The following is a 23440-nucleotide window of genomic DNA, read 5'->3' as shown; positions in this document are numbered from 1 at the left end:
GGTTCTGACGATGGCGCTATGGCGCAAACTTCTGATCGGCTCCCTCGGCGGGGCGGCAGCGATTGCCGCCCTCGCCTTCGGGCTCGATTATGCCGATCGCGCCTATCCACCGCCGATCTCGGTGGCGAAAACCGTCTCCAGGGAAGTGCTCGACCGCGACGGCCGCCTGCTGCGCGCCTTCGCGACGCCGGAGGGCCATTGGCGGCTGAAGACCACGGCCGCCGATGTCGATCCGCAGTTCCTGCGCATGCTGGTTGCCTATGAGGACCGGCGCTTCACCGCGCATGGCGGCATCGATCCCTGGGCGCTCTTGCGTGCCGCCGGCCAGTTCGTCGGCAATGGCCGCATCGTCTCGGGCGCCTCCACGCTCTCCATGCAGGTCGCCCGTCTGATCGAGCCGCGCGAAAACCGCTCGATTACGGCGAAGCTGCGCCAGATGGCCCGCGCCGTCCAGCTCGAACGCCGCCTTTCGAAAGCCGAAATCCTCGATCTCTACCTGACGCTCGCCCCCTATGGCGGCAATCTGGAGGGTGTACGCGCCGCAAGCCTCGCCTGGTTCGGCAAGGAGCCGAAGCGGCTTTCCGTCGCCGAAGCTGCCCTGCTCGTCGCTTTACCGCAATTGCCGGAGAAACGCCGGCCGGATCGCCACCGCGAAGCCGCGGAAAAGGCGCGCGAGCGGGTGCTCAACCGCCTTGCCGTCTCCGAGGTCATCGGAGAAGGCGAGGCCGAGCGCGCCAGCCTCGAAGCCGTGCCGGATCGCCGCCGCCAACTTCCCTCCTATGCCGCCCACCTTTCGGAACTGGCGCTGCGCAAGGATCCAAAGGCGATCAAACACGAGACCTCGCTCGACCGCACAGTGCAGGACGGTCTCGAAACCGTCGCGCGCGAGGCGGCCGAACGCCTCGGCCCGAAAATTTCCATCGCCATGGTGATGGCGGATGCCCGCACCGGCGAAATCCTCGGCGAGGTCGGCTCCGCGGATTATTTCGACGGCAGCCGCGCCGGCTGGATCGACATGACGCGCATCCGCCGCTCGCCCGGCTCGGCGCTGAAGCCGTTCATTTACGGCCTTGCCTTCGAAGAGGGCCTCGTCGCGCAGGAAACCATCGTCGAGGACCGCCCCGCCGATTTCTCCGGCTACCGCCCGCGCAATTTCGACATGACCTACCAGGGCGACATCAGCGTTCGCAAGGCGCTGCAGCTGTCGCTGAACGTGCCCGCCGTGCGCCTGCTCGAGGCCGTCGGCCCGACGCGGATGATGGTGCGCTTCCGCCGCGCCGAGGTGCGCCCCGACCTGCCGCCGGGCGAAACGCCGGGCCTCGCCATCGGCCTCGGCGGCCTCGGCATTACCCTGCGCGATCTCACCCAGCTCTATGCGGCGCTTGCCAATCGCGGCATGCCCGTGCAGCTCGGCGATGGCATTACCGGCGATGCCAAGGTGATTGCTGGCGATCCGCTGCTCGACCCCGTCGCCGTCTGGCAGGTCTCGGACGTGCTGTCCGGCGTCACCCCACCCACCGGCAGCCGCCGCCTGGGCATCGCCTACAAGACCGGCACTAGCTACGGCTACCGAGACGCCTGGTCCGTCGGCTATGACGGCCGTCACGTGCTCGGCGTCTGGGTCGGCCGCGCCGATAATGGCGCGGTACCGGGCCTGACCGGCTATGGCGCGGCCGCGCCCATCCTCTTCGAAGCCTTTTCGCGTTCCGGCATCGCCATTACCGCGCTTCCGCGCGCACCGGCCGGCGCGGTGCGCATCGCGCAATCGGAGCTCCCGGCAAGCCTGCGCCGTTTCTCGACGACGGCGAGCGGCCTCGTCACCACGGTGGCGCGCGAGCCGGCACCGCAGATCGTCTACCCGCCGGAAGGCGCCCATGTCGAGCTCGGCGCCACCATAGGCACCGACGTCTCCCCCCTCGTCCTGAAACTCCAGGGCGGCCGCGCACCGTTCCGCTGGCTCGCCAACGGCAAGGTCCTGCCGGAAGCCTCGCGCAGGCGCACGACGCAGTGGATGCCGGAGGGTGCGGGCTTCTCAACGCTGACAGTGATCGATGCGGCCGGGCGGGCGGCAAGCGTGCGGGTGTTTATCGAATAGTGCGAAGCGGCAGCCCCGCCTATCTCATCTCCCCGCTGGCCGGAAGAGCCTTGGGATAACAGCCTAATCAGCCCTGCCGGCTTACTTCTTGGTATCGGCCAGCACCCAGCCCGCCTTCCGCTTCTCGAGAAACGCCGCAATGCCTTCCGCCGCCTCGGGTGTCTCCCAGGTATCGGCAAGCCGCGTCAACGTCATCTCGATAAGCTTGTCATCGATCGGCGGCGCCAGTGCATGGGCAAGGGCTTTCGCCGCCGCGACAGCCTCGGGCGAGGCGACGAAATAGGGTGCGATCTCCGCCTCCACCGCCTCATCCAATGCTTCCGGCACGACGACGCCGCTCAACAGACCGACCTGCCTGGCCGTCGGCGCATCGAATAGTCGCGCGGACGTCGCGAAGCGCAGGAAAGCGGCGGGGCCGATGCGGGCGGCGACATAGGGGCTGATCGTCGCGGGAATGAGGCCGAGGCGGGTTTCGGTCAGCCCGAAACGCGCGCCCTCCACGGCAATCGCCGCATCGCAGACGCTGATGAGCCCCACGCCGCCACCATAGGCCTGGCCGTTGACGCGGGCGATCAGCGGTTTGCGCAGGTCGCGCAGCGCCTTCAGCATCAGGGCGAGCCGGCGCGCTTCCGCGACGCGCGCCTCGCGGGTCGCGGCGATCTGCTCCTTCATCCAGTTGAGATCACCGCCCGCACAAAAGCTCTCCCCCTCGCCCGTCAGCACAACGACGCGCACTGCCTTGTCCTCGCCGAGCAGGCCGGCGACGGCTGTCAGTTCGCGGATCATCAGGCCCGACAGCGCATTGTGCTGCGCGTGGCGGCGCAGCGTGAGGGCGGCAACGCCCCGACGGTCGACGGATACGGAGATGGTTTCAAAATTCATGGTGCCCTCCTCCACGTTTTGAGCCTGAGACATTCCGCCTTTCTTCGAAAGGCGAAGTCGCTCGATCCCTTTGTTTTCAGCCATTCCCAACGCAAGATCGCCTCGCCCTTTTGCCGGGCCCGCCTAGGCGCTCTTTCGTGCTTCATCCTTGCCGGCAATCCGCCGCGCAAAGGCTGCGGCGATTGCCAGCTTCTCCCGGTCGAGGCCCGTTTCATAGCCCATCGCCGCCAGCATGTCGGCGACGGCGAGCGTATCCACATTGCCGCGTGCGCCCGGCGCATAGGGGCATCCGCCGAGGCCGCCGACGGAGGCGTCGAAGACGGTCAGTCCATGATCGAGCGCAACACGGATATTGTCGAGTGCCAACCCGTTCGTATCGTGGAAATGGCCCGCCAGGTTTTCCGGGAAGGCGACGGCCAGCACGACATCCAGCATCGCCGCCACCTCGGCCGGGCGCGCGCGGCCGATCGTATCGCCCAGGCTCACCTCATGGCAGCCGAGACGCAGCAATTGCCCGGTGACGCGCGCCACGGCGCAAGGTTCCACCGGACCGTCATAGGGGCATTGCACGACGCAGCTGACATAACCGCGCAGCAAGATGCCATCCGCCTTCGCCGCCTCCGCGACGGGCCGGGCGCGCTCGATGCTTTCGGTAATCGAGCAATTGAGATTGGCGCGCGAAAAGCCCTCGGAGGCCGAGAGGAAGACGGCGACCTCATTCACACCGGCGGCCTTCGCGGCCTCGTAGCCCTTCATGTTGGGCACCAGCGCCGCATAGGAGATGCCGGGCCGGCGCGCGATGCCGGCCATGACCCCGGCACCGTCGGCAAGCTGTGGCACCCATTTGGGGCTGACGAAACTCGTCGCCTCGATGCGCTTGAAGCCGCAAGCGGACAGTTTGTCGATCAGCGCGATCTTGTCGGCGGTCGGGATGATCGCCTTCTCGTTCTGCAACCCGTCGCGGGCTGCCATCTCGACGATTTCGATGCGCCGGCTCATGCAGCCTCCTCGGGCTCCAGCGAGAGCAGCAACGCGCCCTCCGCCACCTGATCGCCCACCGCCACCGGCACGATCGCCACCACGCCGTCACGCGGGGCGGCCAGCACCAGCTCCATCTTCATCGCCTCCATGGTGACGAGAGCATCGCCCTTGGCGACGCGCGCGCCCGGCTCCGTCGAGACGATGCGCACCAGGCCGGGCATCGGCGCGACAAGCCGGTCCCCGCCCGTCGCCGCCTCGCCGTGATGGCCGGCTTCTTGCGCAATCGAAAAGGCATGCCCATGGCCGCCGAAGAAGACGGCGATGTCGGCGCGGTCGCGATGCACGGTCGCGGGAACGGTATGGTCATCGAAATCGACCCGGACCGCGCGACCGTCGATCGAGCGCACGCGCAGTTCCGTGGCGATATCGTTGTGCTCGATGCGGAAATTGTCCCCGCCGAGTGTCGCGACCTTCACGGCATGTTCGGCACCGGCATGGTCGAGAAATACGGTTTGCGCAGCCTCGCCCCACAGGCGAAAACCACGGATATGACCCCATGGATCGCGATCGGCCGGAGCTGTGAGAAACCCGAGGGCGGAAAGGGCGGCGAGCGCGAAGGTCTCCTCCGGCGCCTCTGGATCGGTGAACAAGGTCTCGCCGGCCCGGCCGATCAGTCCCGTATCCACATCGCCGGCGGCAAAGGCCGGATGGCGGCACAGGCGGACGAGGAAGCCGGCATTGGTCGTCACCCCACCGACACGGAATTGTTCCAGCGCCGTCTCGAGCCTGGCCAGCGCCTCCGCGCGGCTGCGGCCGTGGGTGATAACCTTGGCGATCATCGGGTCGTAAAAGGGCGTGACGACATCACCGGCACGCACGCCGGAATCGACACGCGCGCTTTCAGGCCGGTCGAAGACCGAAAGGCGGCCGGTCGCCGGCAGGAAGTCACGTGCCGGGTTCTCCGCGTAGAGCCTCGCCTCGAAGGCCCAGCCGTCTATCGCAAGCTCCTCCTGGCGTTTCGGCAGGGGCTCGCCGGCCGCGACGCGCAATTGCCATTCGACAAGGTCGAGGCCGGTGATCGCCTCCGTCACGGGATGCTCGACCTGCAGGCGCGTGTTCATCTCCATGAAGTAGAAACGATCCTGCCGCAGCCCCTCGGAAACGTCGGCGATGAACTCCACCGTGCCCGCGCCGCTATAGCCGATCGCCGCCGCCGCGCGCACGGCCGCCGCTCCCATCCTGTCGCGCATCTCCACCGTCATGCCCGGAGCTGGAGCCTCCTCGATGACCTTCTGGTGCCGGCGTTGCAGCGAGCAGTCGCGTTCGAAGAGATGCACGACATTGCCGTGCCCGTCACCAAAGACCTGCACTTCGATATGGCGGGGTTTCGCCATGTATTTTTCGACGAGCACGTGGCCGTCGCCAAAAGCGCTTTCCCCTTCGCGCCGCGCACTTTCGAGTGCTGCGGCGAAATCGGCGGGCTGCTCCACCCGCCGCATGCCCTTGCCGCCGCCGCCGGCGCGCGCCTTGATCAACACGGGATAGCCGATCGTCTCCGCCTGACCTGCGAGGAAGGCGGCGTCCTGCCTGTCCCCGTGATAGCCTGGCACGACGGGCACGCCTGCCTTTTCCATCAGAGCCTTGGCGGCATCCTTCAAGCCCATGGCGCGGATGGCATTTGCGGAGGGGCCGATGAAGACGAGACCGGCGGCTTCCACCGCCTCCACGAAATCCGGGTTTTCCGACAGGAAGCCATAGCCGGGATGCACGGCCTGCGCGCCGCTCGCCTTGGCCGCCTCGATGATCGCGGCGATGTTCAGGTAGCTTTTCACCGCCTCGGCCGGGCCAATGCGGATGGCCTCGTCGGCCATTTCGACATGCAGCGCCGCGCGGTCGGCATCCGAATGGACGGCGACCGTCGCGACGCCCATGCGCCGCGCGGTGCGAATGACGCGGCAGGCGATCTCGCCTCGGTTGGCGATGAGGATTTTCCTGAACATCCGGCTCCGGCTTTCAAAGGCAATTCCGGCAAAGCACCCGAGCGGTTTGCGTGCGGAATTGCGACAACAACTATCGTGCGGCGATGGCCTCGACTTCGAGCAGCCACTTCTCGTCGAAGATCGACGCGATGACGACGCTCATCGCCGGTGCGATGGTGCCGAGATAGTCGCTGCGGATCTCACGGTTGGCGGTCGCGTGATGACGGTCGGACAGAAAGGTCGTGACCTTGACGAGATCGGCCTTCGCCATGCCGGCGGCCTTGAGTTGCGCGTCGATATTGCGCCAGACGAGACGCGCCTGATCCTCGAAGGTTTCCGGCACCTTGTCGTCATCGGACACCGGTATCTGGCCGCTGATGAACAGCAGCGTCTTGAAATCCTCGATCTTCACGGCCTGCGAATAACCGCCGCGCGGGGCGGGTACGTTCTTGGCATTGCTCAGTTCGCGTTTCATGACTTGCCTCCTTTACATCCTGAAGACGCCAAAACGGGTGGGCTCTATCGGCGCATTGAGCGCCGCAGAAAGCGAAAGCGCCAGCACGTCGCGCGTCTTGCGCGGGTCGACGATGCCGTCATCCCAAAGCCTCGCCGAGGCATAGAGCGGGTGGCTCTGGCGGGCGAACATGTCGATGGTCGGCTGCTTGAAGGCGGCCTCCTCTTCGCCGCTCCAGCTGCCGCCGGTGCGCTCGATGCCCTCGCGCTTGACGGTCGCCAGAACGCCCGCCGCCTGCTCGCCGCCCATGACGGCAATGCGGCTGTTCGGCCAGGTCCAGAGAAAGCGTGGCGAATAGGCCCGGCCGCACATGCCGTAATTGCCGGCACCGTAGGAGCCGCCGATCAGCATGGTGAGTTTCGGCACCTTTGCTGTGGCAACGGCGGTGACGAGCTTGGCGCCGTTCTTGGCGATGCCCTCCGCCTCGTATTTGCGGCCGACCATGAAGCCGGTGATGTTCTGCAGGAAGACGAGCGGGATACCGCGTTGCGCGCAAAGCTCGATGAAATGCGCTCCCTTCAAGGCAGCCTCCGAGAACAGCACGCCATTGTTGGCGATGATGCCGACCTGGAGCCCATGCAGCGTGGCGAAGCCGCAGACCAGCGTCGTGCCGAAGCGCGCCTTGAACTCGTCGAACCGCGAACCATCCACCACGCGGGCGATCACCTCGCGCACATCGTAGGGCGTACGCGTATCGGCGGGTACGATGCCCATGAGTTCTTCGGGGTCGTAAAGCGGCGCGTCGCCGTCGCCGGATTTCGTAACCTCCGGCTTACGTGTGTTGAGGTTGGCGGCAATCTGGCGGGCAATCGAAAGCGCATGCCGGTCGTCGCGCGCAAGATGATCGGCGACGCCGGAAAGGCGCGTGTGCACGTCGCCACCGCCGAGGTCTTCGGCGCTCACCACCTCGCCTGTCGCGGCCTTTACCAGCGGCGGGCCGGCAAGGAAGATCGTGCCCTGGTTCTCGACGATGACGGTCTCATCGCTCATCGCCGGCACATAGGCGCCGCCCGCCGTGCAGCTACCCATGACGACGGCGACCTGCGGAATGCCGGCGGCGGACATCTGGGCCTGGTTGTAGAAGATGCGGCCGAAATGATCGCGGTCGGGGAAGACCTCGTCCTGGTTGGGCAGGTTCGCGCCGCCGGAATCGACGAGATAGATGCAGGGCAGCCGGTTTTCCGCGGCGATCTCCTGCGCGCGAAGATGCTTCTTCACGGTGATGGGATAGTAAGTGCCGCCCTTCACCGTCGCATCGTTGCAGACGATCATGCATTCGCGGCCGGAGACACGGCCGATACCGGATATCATGCCGCCGGAGGGGGACGCGCCGCCATAGAGGCCATGGCCGGCCGTGAGGCCGATTTCGAGAAAGGGCGAGCCGGGATCGAGCAATTGCGCGACGCGGTCGCGCGGCAGCAGCTTGCCGCGCGAAACATGACGGTCGCGCGCCTTCGCCCCGCCGCCATCCATGGCGAGGCCGACCGCTTCCTCGACCAGGGCCAATGCATCGCGCATCGCCTTGCGGTTTGCCGCAAAAATCTCGCTGCGGGTGTTCACGGCCGAGGGGATGACCGGCATCACAGCGTCTCCTGAAAGATTTCGCGGCCGATGAGCATGCGGCGGATTTCGGAGGTGCCGGCGCCGATCTCGTAAAGCTTGGCGTCGCGCAGCAGGCGGCCGGTCGGGTAGTCGTTGATATAGCCGTTGCCGCCGAGCGACTGGATGGCTTCCAGCGCCAGCTTCGTGGCCATCTCGGCCGAATAGAGGATGCAGCCGGCGGCATCCTTGCGGGTCGTCTCGCCGCGGTCGCAGGAGGCGGCCACCGCATAGACATAGGCGCGGCAGGCGTTGAGCGCGACATACATGTCCGCGACCTTGCCCTGCATCAGCTGGAACTCGCCGATCGGCCGGTCGAACTGCTTGCGCTCATGGATATAGGGCACGACCACGTCGAGGCAGGCGGCCATGATGCCGAGCGGACCGCCCGAGAGCACGACACGCTCGTAATCGAGGCCGGACATCAGCACGTTGACGCCGCGCCCCACCGTGCCCATCACGTTCTCCTCCGGAACCTCGCAATCGGCAAAGACGAGTTCGCAGGTATTGGAGCCGCGCATGCCGAGCTTGTCCAGCTTCTGGGCCGTCGAAAAGCCGGCAAAACCCTTTTCGATGAGGAAGGCAGTGATGCCGCGCGAACCGGCCTCCGGGTCGGTCTTGGCATAGACCACCAGCACATCCGCATCCGGCCCGTTGGTGATCCACATCTTGTTGCCGTTCAGCACATAGCGGTCGCCCCGCTTGTCGGCCCTGAGCTTCATCGAGACGACATCGGAACCCGCCCCCGGCTCGGACATGGCGAGCGCGCCGACATGCTCGCCGGAAATCAGCTTCGGCAGGTATTTTTGGCGCTGCTCCGGCGTCGCATTGCGCACGAGCTGATTGACGCAAAGGTTGGAATGGGCGCCGTAGCTCAAGCCCACGGAAGCCGAAGCGCGGCTGATTTCTTCCATTGCCACGCAATGGGCGAGATAGCCCATGCCGGAGCCGCCGAGCCCTTCCGGTGCCGTGATGCCGAGCAGGCCGAGATCGCCCATTTCCCGCCAGAGCGGCATGGGGAAAGTGTTGCTGCGGTCGATCTCCGCCGCCTGAGGGGCAATCCGGTCCGTCGCGAAACGCCGCACGCTTTCGCGCAGCGCCTCGATATCCTCTCCAAGCCCGAAGCTCATGCCGGCGTCGTACATGTCCACCCTCCCCTCGCAACCGTCAGGCGATTGCCTTTTCCTGTTCTTTTGCCGTGTCGAAGGCCGCGCGCTTTTCGGCCTCGCGCGCCTTCACCCGCTTTGCCGCCTCCTCCTTGACCGGGCCGTAGCCGCGAATCTCGCCGTGAAGCGAGAGCAGCGCAATGGCGGCGTCTCTGTTGTCGCGACGGAGGTCTTGCAACACATGCTCGACCAGGGCTTCGTAGTCGGCGATCAGCGCCCGCTCCATACGGCGCTCAGCGGTGCGGCCGAACGGGTCGAAGGCGGTGCCGCGCAGGCCCTTGAGCTTTGCCAGCAGACCGAAGGCCGGCAGCATCCAGCGGCCGAAGCGGCGTTTGCGCGGACGGCCGTTGGCATCCTCGCCCTTGAGGAAGGGCGGCGCGAGATTGAAGGCGATCTTGTAATTGCCGTCGAACTGCTCGGCGAGCCCCGCCTTGAAGGCCGGATCCGTGAAGAGCCGGGCCACTTCATATTCATCCTTGTAGGCAAGGAGCTGGGCATAGACATGCGCGACGGCGCGGACCAGCTTGTCATCAGGGCCGAGCGCCTTTTCCACCTGATGCACCCGGTCCACAAGCGCCTTGTAGCGGTCTGCAAGGGTATCGTTCTGGTAGGCGGTCAGGTGCTTCACGCGGTGGGCGACGAGGTCCGCCGTCGGCATGGTCTCCAGCGTGGCGACAGGCTTACCGGGATGCAACAGGCGCTCGGCGCGGACGGGGTCGGCGGCGATGAGACGGCCCCAGCCGAAGGCGGAGAGCGTGGCGTCGACGGCCACGCCGTTCAGCGCGATCGCCTGTTCGATCGACTGGTGGGTGAGCGGGATCAGCCCCTTCTGCCAGGCAAAGCCGGTCATCAGGATGTTCGTCGCCATGGCATTGCCGGCCACCTTTTCGGCGACCGTCGTGAAGTCGAGAAGGTACGATGCCTCGCGCAAGGCCGCGCGCACCGTGTTCTCGACATCGCGGCGGCGGAAGTCGAAGTCGCGCTTGCGCACGAAATCGGCGACCGGGGTCAACCGCGTATTGACCACGCCCGTGGTGCGGTGGTGATCGCAGAGCGTGACGGCATCCTTTGAGGACGCCACCACGTCGTCGGCGGCGATCAGGAGATCCGCACCGCCGGTGATGATGCGTGGCGAGGAGACGTCCTGGTCATGCAGACCGATACGCAGGTGGCTCATGACCGCGCCGCCCTTCTGGGCGAGGCCGGCCATGTCCAGGATCATCGGCGACTTGCCGTCGAGATGGGCGGCCATGCCGAGGATGGCGCTGATCGTGAGAATGCCCGTGCCGCCGATGCCGGCGATGGCGATGTTGTAGGAGCGGTCGCCGATCCTGACGAGATCGGGGTCGGGGATGCCGCTCATATCCGGGTTCGAGCGCGCCGCCTTGCGCAAACGCCCGCCCTCCACCGTCACGAAGGACGGACAGAAACCCTTGAGGCAGGAATAGTCCTTGTTGCAGGTCGACTGGTTGATCTTGCGCTTGCGGCCGAGTTCCGTGTCGAGCGGTTCGACGGAGACGCAGTTCGACTGGGTGGAACAGTCGCCGCAGCCTTCGCAGACGGCGGGGTTGATCATCAGGCGGACCGGCGGGTCCTCCATGAGGCCACGGGACCGGCGGCGGCGTTTTTCGGCCGCGCAGGTCTGCACATAGACAATGGCCGAACATCCGGGCGCCTCGCGGATATCGCGCATCACCCGGTCGAGTTCGTCGCGATGGCGAATGATGACGCCAGGCGCAAGCATGGAGGGGGAATAGGCCTCGGGATGATCGGAGACGAGGTAGATCGGCTCGACGCCCTCGTCGAAGAGCTGGCGCGTCACGCCCTCGGGGCTGATCGGCCCATCGACCGCCTGGCCGCCGGTCATCGCGACGGCGTCGTTATAAAGGATCTTGTAGGTGATATTGACGCGGGCGGCGACCGACTGGCGAACCGCCAGAATGCCGGAATGGTAGTAGGTGCCGTCGCCGAGATTGACGAAGATGTGCTTCTCGTCAGTGAAGGGCGCGATGCCGGACCACGGCACGCCCTCCGCGCCCATATGGGTGAAGGTCGCGGTGTCGCGGTCCATCCATTGCACCATGTAGTGACAGCCGATACCGGCCGTCGCGCGGCTGCCTTCCGGCACCTTGGTGGAGGTGTTGTGCGGACAGCCGGAGCAGAAATAGGGCACGCGCTCGATGGGCGCGGCATGCGTCTTGCGGATTTTTTCGCGCTCGAGAAGATAGGCGAGTTCGTCGGAGATCAGTTTCTTCAGGCCGGCGTCGAACTCGAAATGCAGGAGCCGGGCGGCAATCGCCCGCGCCACCATGCCCACCGTCAAGGCCTGCGACAGCGGCAGGAACGCGTGGTCGTCATGATCGAACTTGCCGATGATGCGCGGCCGTTCGCCATGGTGCCAGTTGAAGAGCTGCTGCTTGATCTGGTTTTCGATGATCTCGCGGCGCTCCTCGACGACGAGCACCTCTTCCAGCCCCTGCGAGAACTCGCGCACGCCCTCCGGCTCCAGCGGCCAGGGCATGCGGACCTTGTAGATGCGCATGCCGATCTCTGCCATCTCGGCCGGGCCGAGCGAAAGCTCCTTCAGCGCCTGCAGCACGTCCTCATAGGCCTTGCCGGAGGCGATGATGCCGAAGCGGGCGCGGGGCACGTCATGCGTCACCTCGTCCACCTTGTTGGCGCGGGCAAAGGCGATGGCCGCATATCCCTTGTAGGTCTGGAGGCGCTCGTCCTGCGGCAGCGGCGGATCGGGCCAGCGCAGGTTGAGACCACCCGGCGGCAGCTCGAAGTTTTCCGGAATGACGAACTGCCGGTGCTCGCCGGCAAGGTCTACCGAGGCGGTCGTCTCGACCGTATCGGAAATGAACTTCATGCCGACCCAGCAGCCGGAGTAACGTGACATGGCCGTGCCGAGCAGGCCGTATTCGACGAATTCGTGGATGGACGACGGATAGAGCACCGGAATGACCGCCGACATGAAGGCGTGGTCCGACTGGTGCGGGATGGACGACGATTTCGCCGAATGGTCGTCGCCGGCAAAACAGAGCACGCCGCCATGTTTCGACGTGCCGGCGGCATTGGCGTGCTTGAGCACGTCGCCGCAGCGGTCGACGCCCGGCCCCTTGCCGTACCAGTAACCGGCAACACCGTCGTAGCGCGCGCCGGGTGACAGATGAAGCTGTTGCGTGCCCCAGACGGCCGTCGCCGCGAGGTCCTCGTTGACACCGGGCCGGAACACGATGTCGTGCGCCGCCAGGTGTTTGCCGGCCTTGGCCAGCTGCTGGTCATAACCGCCAAGCGGCGATCCACGATAACCCGAGATGAATGCGGCGGTATTCAGACCCGCGGCACGGTCGCGCCGCATCTGAACGATCGGCAGGCGCACGAGTGCCTGGATGCCGGAAAGGAAGATCCTCCCACTTTCCGCCGTATACTTGTCCTCGAGAGAAAAGCTCTGCTTCAGCATGACTTCCTCCTCGATGGCCCTCCTCCACGAAAGCCATCCTCCATATGTAGGAGCTTACGCATGGATTGGGAGGAGCGGGTCCTTATTTTCCCCTTGAAACATCACGATTTAGGGATGGCATCCGCAAAGCGGCCGCTTTAACGCAACGCCATCCTCATTGCGGGTCAAATCGGTACGCGGTGCGTGTTCTTGAGCTCGTCGAGCGCGAAACTGGAATTGACGAAACCGACACCGGGAAGGCGCAGCAGCGCCTTCTTCAGGATCTCCTCGTATTGCCGGACACTGCTCGTCAGGACGCGCAGCACATAGTCGTGATCGCCGGTCATGGAATAACACTGCACGACCTCCGGCATGTTCTTCACCGCCTTTTCGAACTCCAGCAGCGTCGCCTCGTCATGCTGCTTCAGCCGCACGAAACAGAAGACCGAAACCTCGTACCCGACGAGCTTCGGCTCGATGGCGATGATGCGGCCGCGGATGATGCCGAGCCGTTCCATCTCCTTGATGCGCCGCCAGCACGGCGTATGGCTCAAGCCCACGCGCTCGCCGATCTCGGCGACAGTCAGCTCCGGCTCACTTTGCAGGAGGCGCAGGATCTTTCGGCTCGTCTCGTCCAGCACGCCCTCGGCCATTTCAAATCAGCCCGCGCGAGGAGAGATTGCGCATCAGCGCCGCGATGCCGAAAGTCCAGGGCGGGCACTCGGTGGAAAGGCGCACGGTGTTGGCAAGCGCGCCGAGTTCCGCATTGGAGATCACCACGCGATCGCCCGTCTTGTGCGTAAAACCCTGCCCCGGCGCATCGCGATCCTCGACGGGTGCAAAGAGCGTGCCCATGAACAGCATGAATCCATCGGGATATTGATGATGCCTGCCGATCGTCTGGGCCACGAGCTCGAGCGGATCGCGGCTGATTTCACGCATCGTGCTGCGCCCCTTCAGCGCGAAACCGTCCTCTCCTTCGATCAGGAGGTCGAGATCGGCCTCGCGCACATCGTCGATCGAATAGGTCTCGTCGAAGAGCCGGATGAACGGCCCGATGGCGGAGGAGGCATTGTTGTCCTTCGCCTTGCCGAGCAGGAGCGCCGAACGCCCCTCGACATCGCGCAGGTTCACATCGTTGCCGAGCGTCGCGCCCTTGACACGCCCGCCGCTATCGACGGCGAGCACGATTTCCGGTTCCGGATTGTTCCATCTGGATATCGGGTGCAGCCCGACAGAAGCCCCCCAGCCGACCGAGGACAGCACGGGCGCCTTGGTGAACACCTCCGCATCCGGCCCGATGCCGACTTCGAGATATTGCGACCAGACACCCTCTTCGATCAGCGCCGCCTTGACCTTGGCCGCAGCCTCCGAGCCGGCCTTCAAGTCGCGCAAACTGTCGCCGATAATGTCTGTGACCCGGTCCCGTACCTTTTCCGCCAGCGCCGGATTGCCCGCCGCCTTCTCCTCGATCACACGCTCGATCATCGAACGCGCGAAGGTGACGCCACAGGCCTTCACCGCCTGGAGATCGCAAGGCGCCAGAAGATGCATGCGGGAGAAATTGCCGGCGCCCTCGACGGACGCCTCCAGAACGGCATCGAGCGTGCCGAGCGATTCGCACGGTGCGGCGCGGGCAATCGCGACCGGATCGTCCTTCTCCATGAGGTCCCGCATGGTCGGAACATCCTTCGAGGTGATGTCGCAGAGCTTGCCATCCCTGAGCACCACCACCGCCGGCCCCTGCACATCCGGCCGCCAGACGCGCCCGACAAAGGTCCCTCGCGAAAAATCACCTGCCGTCACGCGCCGCTCCTCCACAATCCTCGAAGGAGGTTCTAGCGCGAAAAGGGCTGGCGGGAACAGGGTGAAGATGCGGATCAGCCTTGCCCCGCACCCAACGCATAGGCAAGGGCGGACGCCGCCAGAAGCAGCAGCAGCATCGCCTCCACCACGGTGCGCATGACGAGCCATAGAGCAAGCAGCGTGCCGATCCGCAGGTCCTGCCGGAACCAGCGAACCTCCACGACGACATACCAGAGCAGGGAGAAGAGCGTGATCAGGGTTCCCGCCAGAATCCATCCCTGATGGCCCGTCCGGGCAAGATTGATGCCCGCACTGAAGCCGAAGGCGAAAGGCGCGGCCACATAGCACTGACTGTAGAAGGGCGGCTTCAGCGTGTCGCGATCCAGTGTCGTACCCGCGCGGCGCAGCAATCGCACCGCCATCAGCAGCGGAAAGAACCCGAAAAGAAAGGCGCGGAAGATCAGCAGATTGGTGTCATTGCGCAGCATGTCCGGCAGCATGCCATCGTCGCGATGCGCAATCAGTCCCAGTTCCAGCCCGTGGGCGAACAGCAGCGTCAACAACAGGAAGAGCGGCGGGCTCAGCGTGTCCTTGTAGCGCTCATCCAGGGCATCGCCGAGCTCGATATCCGCATAGCGCATCATCTCTCGCGGGCGGGTCAGCGTGCGCCAAAGCGTCACCGGATAGAAGACGAGCCAGGACACCAGTTCGTAGAGCAGTTCTTCCAGCGACTGCAACAGGCGCATGAAATCCATGAAAGGCTCCCCGGTGGCGCAAGACCTCCGGAATAGAGGGTTTTCGCGCCACCGGGAAGCCCATCGCGTCAAGCAGGCCGCGTGCGGACCGTCGAGACGATGGTGAGCGCAGCCAGGAAGAGCACGACGCCGCTTGCGACGAAGACGCTCGATACGCCGTTCGCATCGAACAGGGCGCCGCCGGCGGCCGCTCCCGTCGCGATGGCGAAATTGATCGCGGCGACGAAGAGGCCACCCGCACTTTCGGCTTCATCCGGCACGGCCCGCGTGATCCAGGTCGACCACGCGACCGGCACGGCGCCGAAGGCGAGGCCCCAGAGCGCGACCATGGCCGCATCGCCGAAGAGGCTGCCGCCGAAGGCGGAGAGCGAGAGCGCAAGCACAGCCATCACGAGCGGCATGAGCGTCAGCGTGAAGCGCATGGACCGTTCGAGCAGCACGGCACCGAGATAATTGCCGAAGAAGGTGGCGATGCCGAAGCCGAGCAGCACGACCGAAACCCCCTCCACGCCGACACCCGTCACCGTTTCAAGGAACGGCCTTATATAGGTGAAAAAGGCGAAGTGACCGGTGAAGACAAGCAGGATCGCCAGCATCGCAAAGCCCACGCCCGGACGCGCCAGAACCTCCACCAGCGTGCCGAAACGCGAATGACCGTGCGGCGGCAGCGAGGGCAGCGTCGCGAACTGCACTACCAGCGCCACCGCGCCCAGAACCGCGGCCCCCAGGAAGACATTCCGCCAGCCGACGATATCGCCAACATAGCTCCCGACGGGTGCTGCAAAGACCGTCGCCAGGGAAACGCCGAGGAACATGATCGACAACGCCTTCGCCACAAGGGCCTCGGGCACCAGCCGCATCATGGTCGCCGCCGAGAGCGTCCAGAAGCCGCCGAGCGCCATGCCGAGCAGCACGCGGCCGGCCAGCAGCATCGGCAGGTTCGACGACATCGCCACCAGCAGATTGGAGAAGATCAGGAGCACCGAAAGTCCGAGCAGCACCAGCCGCCGGTCGAGCTTGCGCGTCACCACGGTGATCAGAAGGCTCGTCACCAGCGCGACGGCGGCGGTCGCCGTCACCGCCTGCCCCGCCATGCCCTCGGAAATCCCGAGATCTCCCGCCATGGGCGTCAAAAGGCTTGCCGGCAGGAACTCCGCCCCCACCAGCCCGAACACGCCGAACGTCATGGCGAGCACGGCTCCCCAGGCCGGGCGGGCCTCGGCCTCGCTCTCGGGCACTGATATTGTTGCATCCGTCATCTGCCATCCCTTTCCTGTTGCAGGTGCGTACTGGAAAGATGGGTTGAAATGCAAGACGCACAATGCCATTTTATCCGCAATGTTTGATCGATCGTCCGACCTCCCGCAAAATGCCCATGATCCCGTCAGCGAGCTTCTGATGGGTATGCGCCTGCGCGGTGCAAGCTATGGCCGCCTGCAACTGACCCCGCCCTTCGGCATCCGCTTTCCCGCGGGGCCGGAAGCCCGTTTCCATTTCGTCGCCCGCGGCAAGGTCTTTTTGCGTGCCCCCGGCGAGGCCGACCGTCCCCTCGGTTGCGGCGATGCCGTGCTTTTGCCGCGCGGCGACGTGCATGAGATCGTCACCGGCCCGAATACCCAGATGCGCGATTATGAGAGCTATACGCGAAAGCCGTTGTGCTCCGATGTGGCGGCGGTGGAAGCCTGCATCAAGTCCGCGGACCGAGAGAGTGACACGCTCATCTTCACCGGCCGCATGGAATTCGAGCTCGATACGCTACACCCGCTCGTCGGCCTGATGCCGCAGATCATGTCCGTCGGCGCATTGATCGGCCGCCAGCCGGAGCTGATGCCGCTGCTCGGCGCCATGGAGCGGGAAATGGCGGAGGAACGCGTCGGCTCGGCCGGCATTCTCGCGCGCCTTGCCGATGTGATTGCCGCCTCCATCGTGCGCGGCTGGGTGGAATGCGGGTGCGGCGATGCGACCGGCTGGATCGAGGCACTGCGCGACCCGCGACTCGGCCGCGTCATCGCCGCGCTTCACCGCGAGCCCGGCCGCAACTGGACGCTGGCCGACATGGCGCAGGAAATGGGCAGCTCCCGCTCGGTCTTCGCCAAACGCTTCGTCGAGGTGACGGGCGTCACACCGCAGCGCTACGTGCTGGCACTTCGCATGCGCCTTGCCGAACAATGGTTCCGTCGCGACAAGCTCGCCATCGACACCGCCGCCCGTCGCCTCGGCTTCGGCTCCCAGGCCGCCTTCGCCCGCGCCTTCAAACGCATCGTCGGCGAACCGCCGGGCAAAACGCGCAAGAAGCCTGCCGCAGGCGGTATGGAGAATGCGAGAAGGAATGGAGCATCTGGAGGGCATCCAATTGGAATATCAGAGTAATTCACTCTGTTGCTGGCCCCGTTGACCTGCCGTCCTGTTGCCGTCCGCGCAAACGCATTCAACCTTCCGTATATTGGAACCGGTAGGCAAAAGCTTCAGGAAGATAGTGCGCACTACAGGCAGCGTCATCCGCCCGTGCAGATCATAGAATGAAATCGCCTTTGACAAACTCGATCGTCGTGTTCAGCCGGACCGAGAAATCGGTGATACGGTCACCGTTCGCATCGCCGTAGAGATAGGTGTCGCCGCTGGCATTGACATAGCGTAGTTCGCCGGCCTTGCTGCTGAACGCTTTCTCGCCGATGAATGTGAAGGCTTGGTTGCCAGAAATGTTTCTATTCGCATCCAGAGCCGAAAGGTCGATCTTTTCGCCTGCCTCCTGCGAAAAATCGTAGATAATGTCACGCCCCGACAGCACGCTGCTTTCGTAGGACTGAAACACGAAGATATCCGTGCCTGCACCACCATAAAGCTTGTCAGCACCTGACCCGCCGAGCAACTTGTCGGCGCCGCCACCGCCCTTCAGCGTGTCGTTGCCACCTTTGCCAGATAAAATGTTTGCGCCGAGGTTTCCCGTTATCGTCTGGGCAAACTCGTTCCCTGTAAGATTGATTGCATCAAAGCCGGTCGCTTGCGTGGTAGCAAACGATTCCACCTCCGCCCCCGCAGTCAGTACAAAGCTCGTGGAGGTCAACACCCTGTCAATCCCGCCGCCAGTAGCCTCGACGATACGATCAAGCGCGTTGTCGACGGCATATTTATCGGACCCGTTGCCGCCATAAAGTCGGTCGGTGCCTGTGCCGCCCCGCAACACATCGTCGCCGTCGCCACCTAGCAGTATGTCGTCGCCGCCATTTCCACTGAGGTCGTCGTTGCCCGCGTCGCCATCGAGCACGTTTGCGCTCTCGTTGCCTTTGATCGAGTTGGCGAGTGTGTTGCCGAAACCGTTGATAGCGCCGGCACTTGCGTAAAGGAGAAGATCCTCGATATTTGCGGCCAACTCGTAGGTCACCGAAGCCTTGACGTAGTCGAAGCCTTCGCCTGTTTTTTCAGAGATCTTATCGCCGGGATCGCTGACTATATATGCGTCATTGCCCATGCCTCCGATCATCGTGTCGGCGCCGGCACCGCCGTCCAGGATATTGTTGGCAATGTTTCCCGTGAGAACATTGGCGCCGGAATTGCCAGTCCCGCCGATTGCCGACGATCCGACGAGCGTCAACGCCTCAAAGTTGGCGCCGAGGCTATAGCTGAAGGAAGCCTCCACCAGGTCATAGCCTTCCGAAGCGGCCTCAACGACCCGGTCTCCTAAATCATCGAGGATGTAGGTGTCATTCCCGACACCACCGTACAGGGTGTCCTTGCCCTCCCCGCCATTCAGCACATCATTCCCGGCATGACCTTCAATAAAGTCGTCGCCGCCGCCGCCCGAAAGCACGTCGCCAGCAAGGGAGCCGAAAACCACATCAACGGCTTGCGTTCCATTGAACACCGCTTTTAACGAGAACAACGTCATATTGAAGCTAAACGTCACGTCCGTGCCGTCACCCCAGTCCACGACGGTGTACTCATTCTGGTAGGTCACACCGGATGTCAGGGAAGCGGTAAAGTTCATGAACAGGGGGCGGTCGCCACCGGGTGACTGATAAACCATCCTATCGACATCGCCGACGTTTATAATGGCTTCGCCCGAATAAACGTAAAAACCTGCTTCCTCGTCGTACCATCCCGAAAGATCGTAGTTGAAGAAAACCTCGACAGTTGTTGCGGTTCGCGTGAGCGTGAATTCTGGTGACTGGCCGGTAACTTGCTCGAACAACTTCATGACAGAATCCTATATCTTGAGATTACAGGAGCGATCCGAGTTAAAATAACCGCTTTTCATCCGTCAGTATAGGCGAAGTTTTTGTTCTTCGTCAGGCACGTGATCTCGACACGCAGCAATTCGGAAAGTCTTCCATTGCGGCACCAGACACCACGCAGTCGGTCTGTCATTGCAGGCAGTCGGCAGACCGGATGCCACGAATTCATACATGCGTGGAACGCAAGTTACATCGACTGTAGAGGGAAGAAATGGTGCTGCTAGAGAGATTTGAACTCTCGGCCTCTCCCTTACCAAGGGAGTGCTCTACCCCTGAGCTATAGCAGCATCTTGCGAAGCAGAAGGCGCTTTCGCTTGAGCGAGGGCCTATTGCCATAGGTGGATGGGTAGCGCAAGCGGCGATTTCGCGATTATCGCAACAAACTGATGACGGCGGTGCTTTTTTCTCGCCCGCGATTTCATTATGAGAAGGGATATGAGCGGCAAGGACGAGACGAAAAGCGTAAAAATCAGGACGGAAGCGGAGATCAGGGCGGAGCGGCTGGCCAAGACGCTGCGCGACAATCTCCAACGCCGCAAGCAGCAGGCCCGCGCCCGGCGCGCTGGCGAAGCGGATGAGACGACGGGCCTGCCGGCCGGGACCTCTGCCGCAAAAAAAGACGAATCGGACGATTAGTCGAAACCGTCTTCATCACGAAGGCTACGGGGGTGGTTGTCCAGCCGGGCGCAGGCAAAATGCGGGTGGCCGGCACGGTCTTCATTTTTCTTTCGCGATGCTCTAAAGAGGCCGCAATCTCCGAAAGCCTATATCTCAAGAAAGGCGGGCCCGGCCCGTAATCGCATATGGATCGTATCAGGATTGTAGGCGGCAACGAACTCAAGGGCATCATTCCGATCTCCGGCGCCAAGAATGCCGCGCTGCCGCTGATGATCGCGTCTTTGCTCACCGACGACACGCTGACGCTGGAAAACGTGCCGCATCTCGCCGATGTCGAGCAGCTCATCCGCATTCTCGGCAACCACGGCGCCGACATCACCGTCAACGGGCGCCGCGAGCGCCAGGGCGAGGGTTATTCACGCACCGTCACTTTCACCTCGCGCAACATCGTCGATACGACCGCACCCTACGAGCTGGTCTCGAAGATGCGCGCCTCGTTCTGGGTCATCGGCCCGCTGCTGGCCCGCGAAGGCAAGGCCCGCGTCTCGCTGCCGGGCGGCTGCGCCATCGGCACGCGTCCGGTCGATCTTTTCATCGAGGCTCTTGCGGCGCTGGGCGCCAAGCTCGAAATCGATGGCGGCTATATCGAGGCGACGGCACCGGCCGGCGGCCTGATCGGCGCACGCTACACCTTCCCGAAGGTTTCGGTCGGCGCGACGCATGTCCTCATGATGGCGGCGACGCTTGCCCGCGGCACGACCGTCATCGGCAATGCCGCCCGCGAGCCTGAAGTGCAGGATCTCGCCAAGTGCCTGAACGCCATGGGCGCGAAGATCATGGGTGCGGGCACCTCCACCATCACCATCGAAGGCGTCACCCAGCTGTCCGGCGCGCGTCACCGCGTCCTGCCCGATCGTATCGAGACGGGCACCTATGCCATGGCCGTCGCCATGACGGGCGGCGACGTCGTGCTGGAAGGCACGGAAGTCTCCCTGCTCGACACCGCGATTGAGGCGATCCGCCGTTCGGGCGCCGAGATCACCTCGACGGAAAGCGGCATCCGCGTCGTGCGCAACGGCGGCGGCATCAAGCCGGTCGATGTCGTCACCGATCCCTTCCCGGGCTTCCCGACGGACCTGCAGGCGCAGTTCATGGGCCTGATGACCAAGTCGAGCGGCATTTCGCACATCACCGAGACGATCTTCGAAAACCGCTTCATGCATGTGCAGGAACTGGCCCGCCTCGGCGCGAAGATCTCGCTCTCCGGCCAGACGGCCAAGATCGAGGGTGTCGAGCGCCTGCGCGGCGCGCCCGTCATGGCGACCGACCTGCGCGCCTCCGTATCGCTCGTCATCGCCGGCCTTGCCGCCGAGGGCGAGACGATGGTCTCGCGCGTCTACCATCTCGACCGCGGCTTCGAGCGCCTCGAGGAGAAGCTCACCCGCTGCGGCGCCATCGTCGAACGCGTCAGCGATTGATCTTTCCCACGCGGCGGCGTTGCAGTCCGCCGCGTGCCGTCCTATCTCGTTTACCGAATATACGGGATGCCGCACTTCGCGGCATCCACGGGAAGGACACCTGTTATGGACAGCCTGAAACTGCTTGCCCTCGACGCCGAAGACCTTGCGATCGTCTCGGCCCATCTCCAGGACGCGGTCTTCAAGACCGACGGCCTCGCCTTCGACGCCCGCCAGCATGTCTTTTCGGTCGTCGTCAATCGCTTCGTCTGGGAAACCGCCGCAAGCCGCGGCAAGAGCTTCGAGCGCCGCCGCGCCGTTATCGCCTTCAAGCGCGTCAACGCCGTGCGCTCCATCGGTATCGACCGCAAGGATGCGAGCGCCGTCTTCTCCCTGCTCGCCGTCAATTTCACGCCATCAGGCGAAGGTCCTGAAGGAACGCTGGAAGTCGTGATGTCGGGCAATGCTTCCGTGGCGCTCGATGTGGAATGCGTCGAAGTTCAGCTTGCAGATACCGGCGGGGCATGGGAAACCACCTTGAAGCCCCGCCATCCAGCGGTTTGAATGCATGAACCGGCAGGTTTTGCCGGAAGACGACAGGGACGACAGACTTGGCGATCAGACTTGACTACCAGAGCAGCGATTTCGAAAGCCGGTTCGCTGCCTTCCTGACCACCAAGCGCGAGGTCTCCGAAGACGTCAACACCATCGTGCGCGCCATCATCGACGATGTGCGCGCCCGCGGCGACAAGGCGCTGGCCGACTATTCCAAGAAGTTCGACGGCCTCGATTTTTCCGTGACCTCGATGCGCGTGACGCTGGAGGAGATCGAGCAGGCCTATGACGCCGTCGATCCGAAGATCATCGCGGCACTCGAACTCGCTGCCCAGCGCATCGAAAAGCACCATGCCCGCTCGATGCCGAAGGACGATATCTACGAGGACGAGATCGGCGTCGGCCTCGGCTCGCGCTGGACGGCCATCGATGCCGTCGGCCTCTACGTGCCGGGCGGCACGGCGAGCTATCCAAGCTCGGTGCTGATGAATGCCGTGCCTGCCAAGGTCGCCGGCGTGCCGCGCCTCGTCATGGTCGTGCCGGCCAAGGAGGGCGAGATCAATCCCGCCGTGCTCGCCGCCGCGCGCATTGCCGGTGTCGACGAAATCTACCGTATCGGCGGCGCGCAGGCCGTCGCAGCACTTGCCTATGGCACGCAGACGATCGCGCCCGTCGCCAAGATCACCGGCCCCGGCAACGCCTTCGTCGCCGCCGCCAAGCGCCAGGTGTTCGGGACCGTCGGCATCGACATGATCGCCGGGCCTTCCGAAGTGCTCGTCATCGCCGATGCCGACAACGATCCGGACTGGCTCGCAGCTGACCTGCTTGCCCAGGCCGAACACGATGTCGGTGCCCAGTCTATCCTCGTGACCGATAGCGTGGCGCTCGCCGATGCCGTCGAGGCCGCCGTCGAACGCCAGTTGAAGACGCTGGAGCGCTCGGAGACGGCCGCTGCGAGCTGGCGCGATTTCGGCGCCATCATTCTCGTGCCGGATCTCAATAAGGCCGTGCCGCTGGCAAACCGCATCGCCGCGGAGCATCTGGAGATCGCGACCGCCGACCCCGACGCGCTGATGTCCGACATCCGCAATGCCGGCGCCATCTTCGTCGGCCGCCATACGCCTGAGGTCATCGGCGACTATGTCGGCGGTTCGAACCACGTTCTGCCGACCGCCCGTTCCGCCCGCTTCTCCTCCGGTCTTTCCGTCCTCGACTATATGAAGCGCACCTCGATCCTGCGCCTCGGTCCCGATCAGCTGCGTGCACTCGGCCCCGCCGCCATCACGCTCGCGCAAGCCGAAGGGCTTGGTGCCCATGCCCGTTCCGTTGCCATCCGGCTCAATCTGGAGAGCTGAG

18 protein-coding genes and 1 tRNA gene are annotated in these 23440 nt (G+C 64.3%); 6 read left to right on the top strand and 13 right to left on the bottom strand.

Translation table 11 applies throughout. The annotated features are described in order from the left end of the window. Positions 1-10 precede the first annotated feature (10 nt). Positions 11-2095: a penicillin-binding protein 1C gene (gene pbpC / locus MUO32_RS18175; protein WP_257949778.1), complete on the top strand. Its 2085-nt coding sequence runs from the start codon at positions 11-13 to the stop codon at positions 2093-2095. An 81-nt stretch (positions 2096-2176) separates the two neighbouring features. Here pbpC and MUO32_RS18170 read toward each other — a convergent pair whose 3' ends face one another. The 11 genes from MUO32_RS18170 to MUO32_RS18120 all read right to left on the bottom strand — a co-directional run bounded on the left by MUO32_RS18170 (position 2177) and on the right by MUO32_RS18120 (position 16481). Beyond that, positions 2177-2977 carry a crotonase/enoyl-CoA hydratase family protein gene (locus tag MUO32_RS18170; RefSeq protein ID WP_257949777.1) on the bottom strand — a complete coding sequence of 267 codons (801 nt, stop codon included), beginning with the start codon at positions 2975-2977 and terminating at the stop codon, positions 2177-2179. A gap of 123 nt (positions 2978-3100) precedes the next feature. Continuing rightward, the gene (locus tag MUO32_RS18165; protein WP_257949776.1) at positions 3101-3976 is read right to left on the bottom strand and encodes a hydroxymethylglutaryl-CoA lyase; all 876 of its coding nucleotides are present in this window, start codon (positions 3974-3976) and stop codon (positions 3101-3103) included. Next, entirely contained in the window at positions 3973-5958 is a 1986-nt protein-coding gene (locus MUO32_RS18160) for an acetyl/propionyl/methylcrotonyl-CoA carboxylase subunit alpha (RefSeq protein ID WP_257949775.1), read from the bottom strand. Before MUO32_RS18160 ends, MUO32_RS18165 begins: the two co-directional genes overlap by 4 nt. 70 nt (positions 5959-6028) lie before the next feature. Next, the gene (locus MUO32_RS18155) at positions 6029-6412 is read right to left on the bottom strand and encodes a RidA family protein (RefSeq protein WP_257949774.1); all 384 of its coding nucleotides are present in this window, start codon (positions 6410-6412) and stop codon (positions 6029-6031) included. A gap of 12 nt (positions 6413-6424) precedes the next feature. After that, entirely contained in the window at positions 6425-8032 is a 1608-nt protein-coding gene (locus MUO32_RS18150) for a carboxyl transferase domain-containing protein (RefSeq protein WP_257949773.1), read from the bottom strand. Further along, positions 8032-9180, bottom strand: a complete 1149-nt coding sequence (locus tag MUO32_RS18145) for an isovaleryl-CoA dehydrogenase (protein ID WP_257949972.1) — start codon at positions 9178-9180, stop codon at positions 8032-8034. Before MUO32_RS18145 ends, MUO32_RS18150 begins: the two co-directional genes overlap by 1 nt. 37 nt (positions 9181-9217) lie before the next feature. After that, complete coding sequence (locus MUO32_RS18140; RefSeq protein ID WP_257949772.1) at positions 9218-12682, bottom strand: indolepyruvate ferredoxin oxidoreductase family protein; 3465 nt, start codon at positions 12680-12682, stop codon at positions 9218-9220. A 164-nt stretch (positions 12683-12846) separates the two neighbouring features. Beyond that, entirely contained in the window at positions 12847-13314 is a 468-nt protein-coding gene (locus MUO32_RS18135; RefSeq protein WP_257949771.1) for an Lrp/AsnC family transcriptional regulator, read from the bottom strand. A gap of 1 nt (position 13315) precedes the next feature. After that, positions 13316-14467 carry a fumarylacetoacetate hydrolase family protein gene (locus MUO32_RS18130; RefSeq protein ID WP_257949770.1) on the bottom strand — a complete coding sequence of 384 codons (1152 nt, stop codon included), beginning with the start codon at positions 14465-14467 and terminating at the stop codon, positions 13316-13318. 74 nt (positions 14468-14541) lie between these two features. Continuing rightward, positions 14542-15222, bottom strand: coding sequence for a permease (locus tag MUO32_RS18125; protein ID WP_257949769.1), 681 nt, complete (start codon positions 15220-15222; stop codon positions 14542-14544). A gap of 68 nt (positions 15223-15290) precedes the next feature. Next, positions 15291-16481, bottom strand: a complete 1191-nt coding sequence (locus MUO32_RS18120) for an MFS transporter (RefSeq protein WP_257949768.1) — start codon at positions 16479-16481, stop codon at positions 15291-15293. A 79-nt stretch (positions 16482-16560) separates the two neighbouring features. Here MUO32_RS18120 and MUO32_RS18115 point away from each other — a divergent pair, with 79 nt between their 5' ends. Then, positions 16561-17592 (top strand): AraC family transcriptional regulator, encoded by a 1032-nt coding sequence (locus MUO32_RS18115; protein ID WP_257949767.1) that lies wholly within the window; start codon positions 16561-16563, stop codon positions 17590-17592. Between the two features lie 142 nt (positions 17593-17734). Here MUO32_RS18115 and MUO32_RS18110 read toward each other — a convergent pair whose 3' ends face one another. Both MUO32_RS18110 and MUO32_RS18105 read right to left on the bottom strand, forming a co-directional pair. Further along, a complete protein-coding gene (locus MUO32_RS18110) occupies positions 17735-19417 on the bottom strand; it encodes a calcium-binding protein (RefSeq protein WP_257949766.1) in 1683 nt (560 codons plus the stop codon). Positions 19418-19666: 249 nt separating this feature from the next. Then, positions 19667-19741, bottom strand: a tRNA-Thr gene (locus MUO32_RS18105). Between the two features lie 148 nt (positions 19742-19889). Here MUO32_RS18105 and MUO32_RS18100 point away from each other — a divergent pair. From MUO32_RS18100 to hisD, 4 genes are all read left to right on the top strand, one after another. Then, positions 19890-20090: a hypothetical protein gene (locus MUO32_RS18100; protein WP_257949765.1), complete on the top strand. Its 201-nt coding sequence runs from the start codon at positions 19890-19892 to the stop codon at positions 20088-20090. A gap of 167 nt (positions 20091-20257) precedes the next feature. After that, positions 20258-21550: a UDP-N-acetylglucosamine 1-carboxyvinyltransferase gene (gene murA, locus MUO32_RS18095; RefSeq protein ID WP_257949764.1), complete on the top strand. Its 1293-nt coding sequence runs from the start codon at positions 20258-20260 to the stop codon at positions 21548-21550. A gap of 105 nt (positions 21551-21655) precedes the next feature. Next, complete coding sequence (locus MUO32_RS18090; RefSeq protein ID WP_257949763.1) at positions 21656-22093, top strand: DUF2948 family protein; 438 nt, start codon at positions 21656-21658, stop codon at positions 22091-22093. Positions 22094-22140: 47 nt separating this feature from the next. After that, on the top strand, positions 22141-23439 hold the full coding sequence (gene hisD / locus MUO32_RS18085) for a histidinol dehydrogenase (protein WP_257949762.1): 1299 nt from the start codon (positions 22141-22143) through the stop codon (positions 23437-23439). Position 23440 lies beyond the last annotated feature (1 nt).

The sequence above is a fragment of the Shinella sp. CPCC 101442 genome (genome assembly GCF_024704725.1).
Classification (GTDB): domain Bacteria; phylum Pseudomonadota; class Alphaproteobacteria; order Rhizobiales; family Rhizobiaceae; genus Shinella.
Note: the sequence above shows the minus strand (reverse complement) of the source record. Positions and strands in the feature narration are given on the sequence as shown.

Bases quoted from the DNA above. Each gene is read 5' to 3' on its own strand.
- pbpC (WP_257949778.1), top strand. From the start codon at position 11: ATGGCGCTATGGCGCAAACTTCTGATCGGCTCCCTCGGCGGGGCGGCA.
- MUO32_RS18170 (WP_257949777.1), bottom strand. From the start codon at position 2,977: ATGAATTTTGAAACCATCTCCGTATCCGTCGACCGTCGGGGCGTTGCC.
- MUO32_RS18165 (WP_257949776.1), bottom strand. From the start codon at position 3,976: ATGAGCCGGCGCATCGAAATCGTCGAGATGGCAGCCCGCGACGGGTTG.
- MUO32_RS18160 (WP_257949775.1), bottom strand. From the start codon at position 5,958: ATGTTCAGGAAAATCCTCATCGCCAACCGAGGCGAGATCGCCTGCCGC.
- MUO32_RS18155 (WP_257949774.1), bottom strand. From the start codon at position 6,412: ATGAAACGCGAACTGAGCAATGCCAAGAACGTACCCGCCCCGCGCGGC.
- MUO32_RS18150 (WP_257949773.1), bottom strand. From the start codon at position 8,032: ATGCCGGTCATCCCCTCGGCCGTGAACACCCGCAGCGAGATTTTTGCG.
- MUO32_RS18145 (WP_257949972.1), bottom strand. From the start codon at position 9,180: ATGAGCTTCGGGCTTGGAGAGGATATCGAGGCGCTGCGCGAAAGCGTG.
- MUO32_RS18140 (WP_257949772.1), bottom strand. From the start codon at position 12,682: ATGCTGAAGCAGAGCTTTTCTCTCGAGGACAAGTATACGGCGGAAAGT.
- MUO32_RS18135 (WP_257949771.1), bottom strand. From the start codon at position 13,314: ATGGCCGAGGGCGTGCTGGACGAGACGAGCCGAAAGATCCTGCGCCTC.
- MUO32_RS18125 (WP_257949769.1), bottom strand. From the start codon at position 15,222: ATGGATTTCATGCGCCTGTTGCAGTCGCTGGAAGAACTGCTCTACGAA.
- MUO32_RS18120 (WP_257949768.1), bottom strand. From the start codon at position 16,481: ATGACGGATGCAACAATATCAGTGCCCGAGAGCGAGGCCGAGGCCCGC.
- MUO32_RS18115 (WP_257949767.1), top strand. From the start codon at position 16,561: ATGTTTGATCGATCGTCCGACCTCCCGCAAAATGCCCATGATCCCGTC.
- MUO32_RS18110 (WP_257949766.1), bottom strand. From the start codon at position 19,417: ATGAAGTTGTTCGAGCAAGTTACCGGCCAGTCACCAGAATTCACGCTC.
- MUO32_RS18100 (WP_257949765.1), top strand. From the start codon at position 19,890: ATGAGCGGCAAGGACGAGACGAAAAGCGTAAAAATCAGGACGGAAGCG.
- murA (WP_257949764.1), top strand. From the start codon at position 20,258: ATGGATCGTATCAGGATTGTAGGCGGCAACGAACTCAAGGGCATCATT.
- MUO32_RS18090 (WP_257949763.1), top strand. From the start codon at position 21,656: ATGGACAGCCTGAAACTGCTTGCCCTCGACGCCGAAGACCTTGCGATC.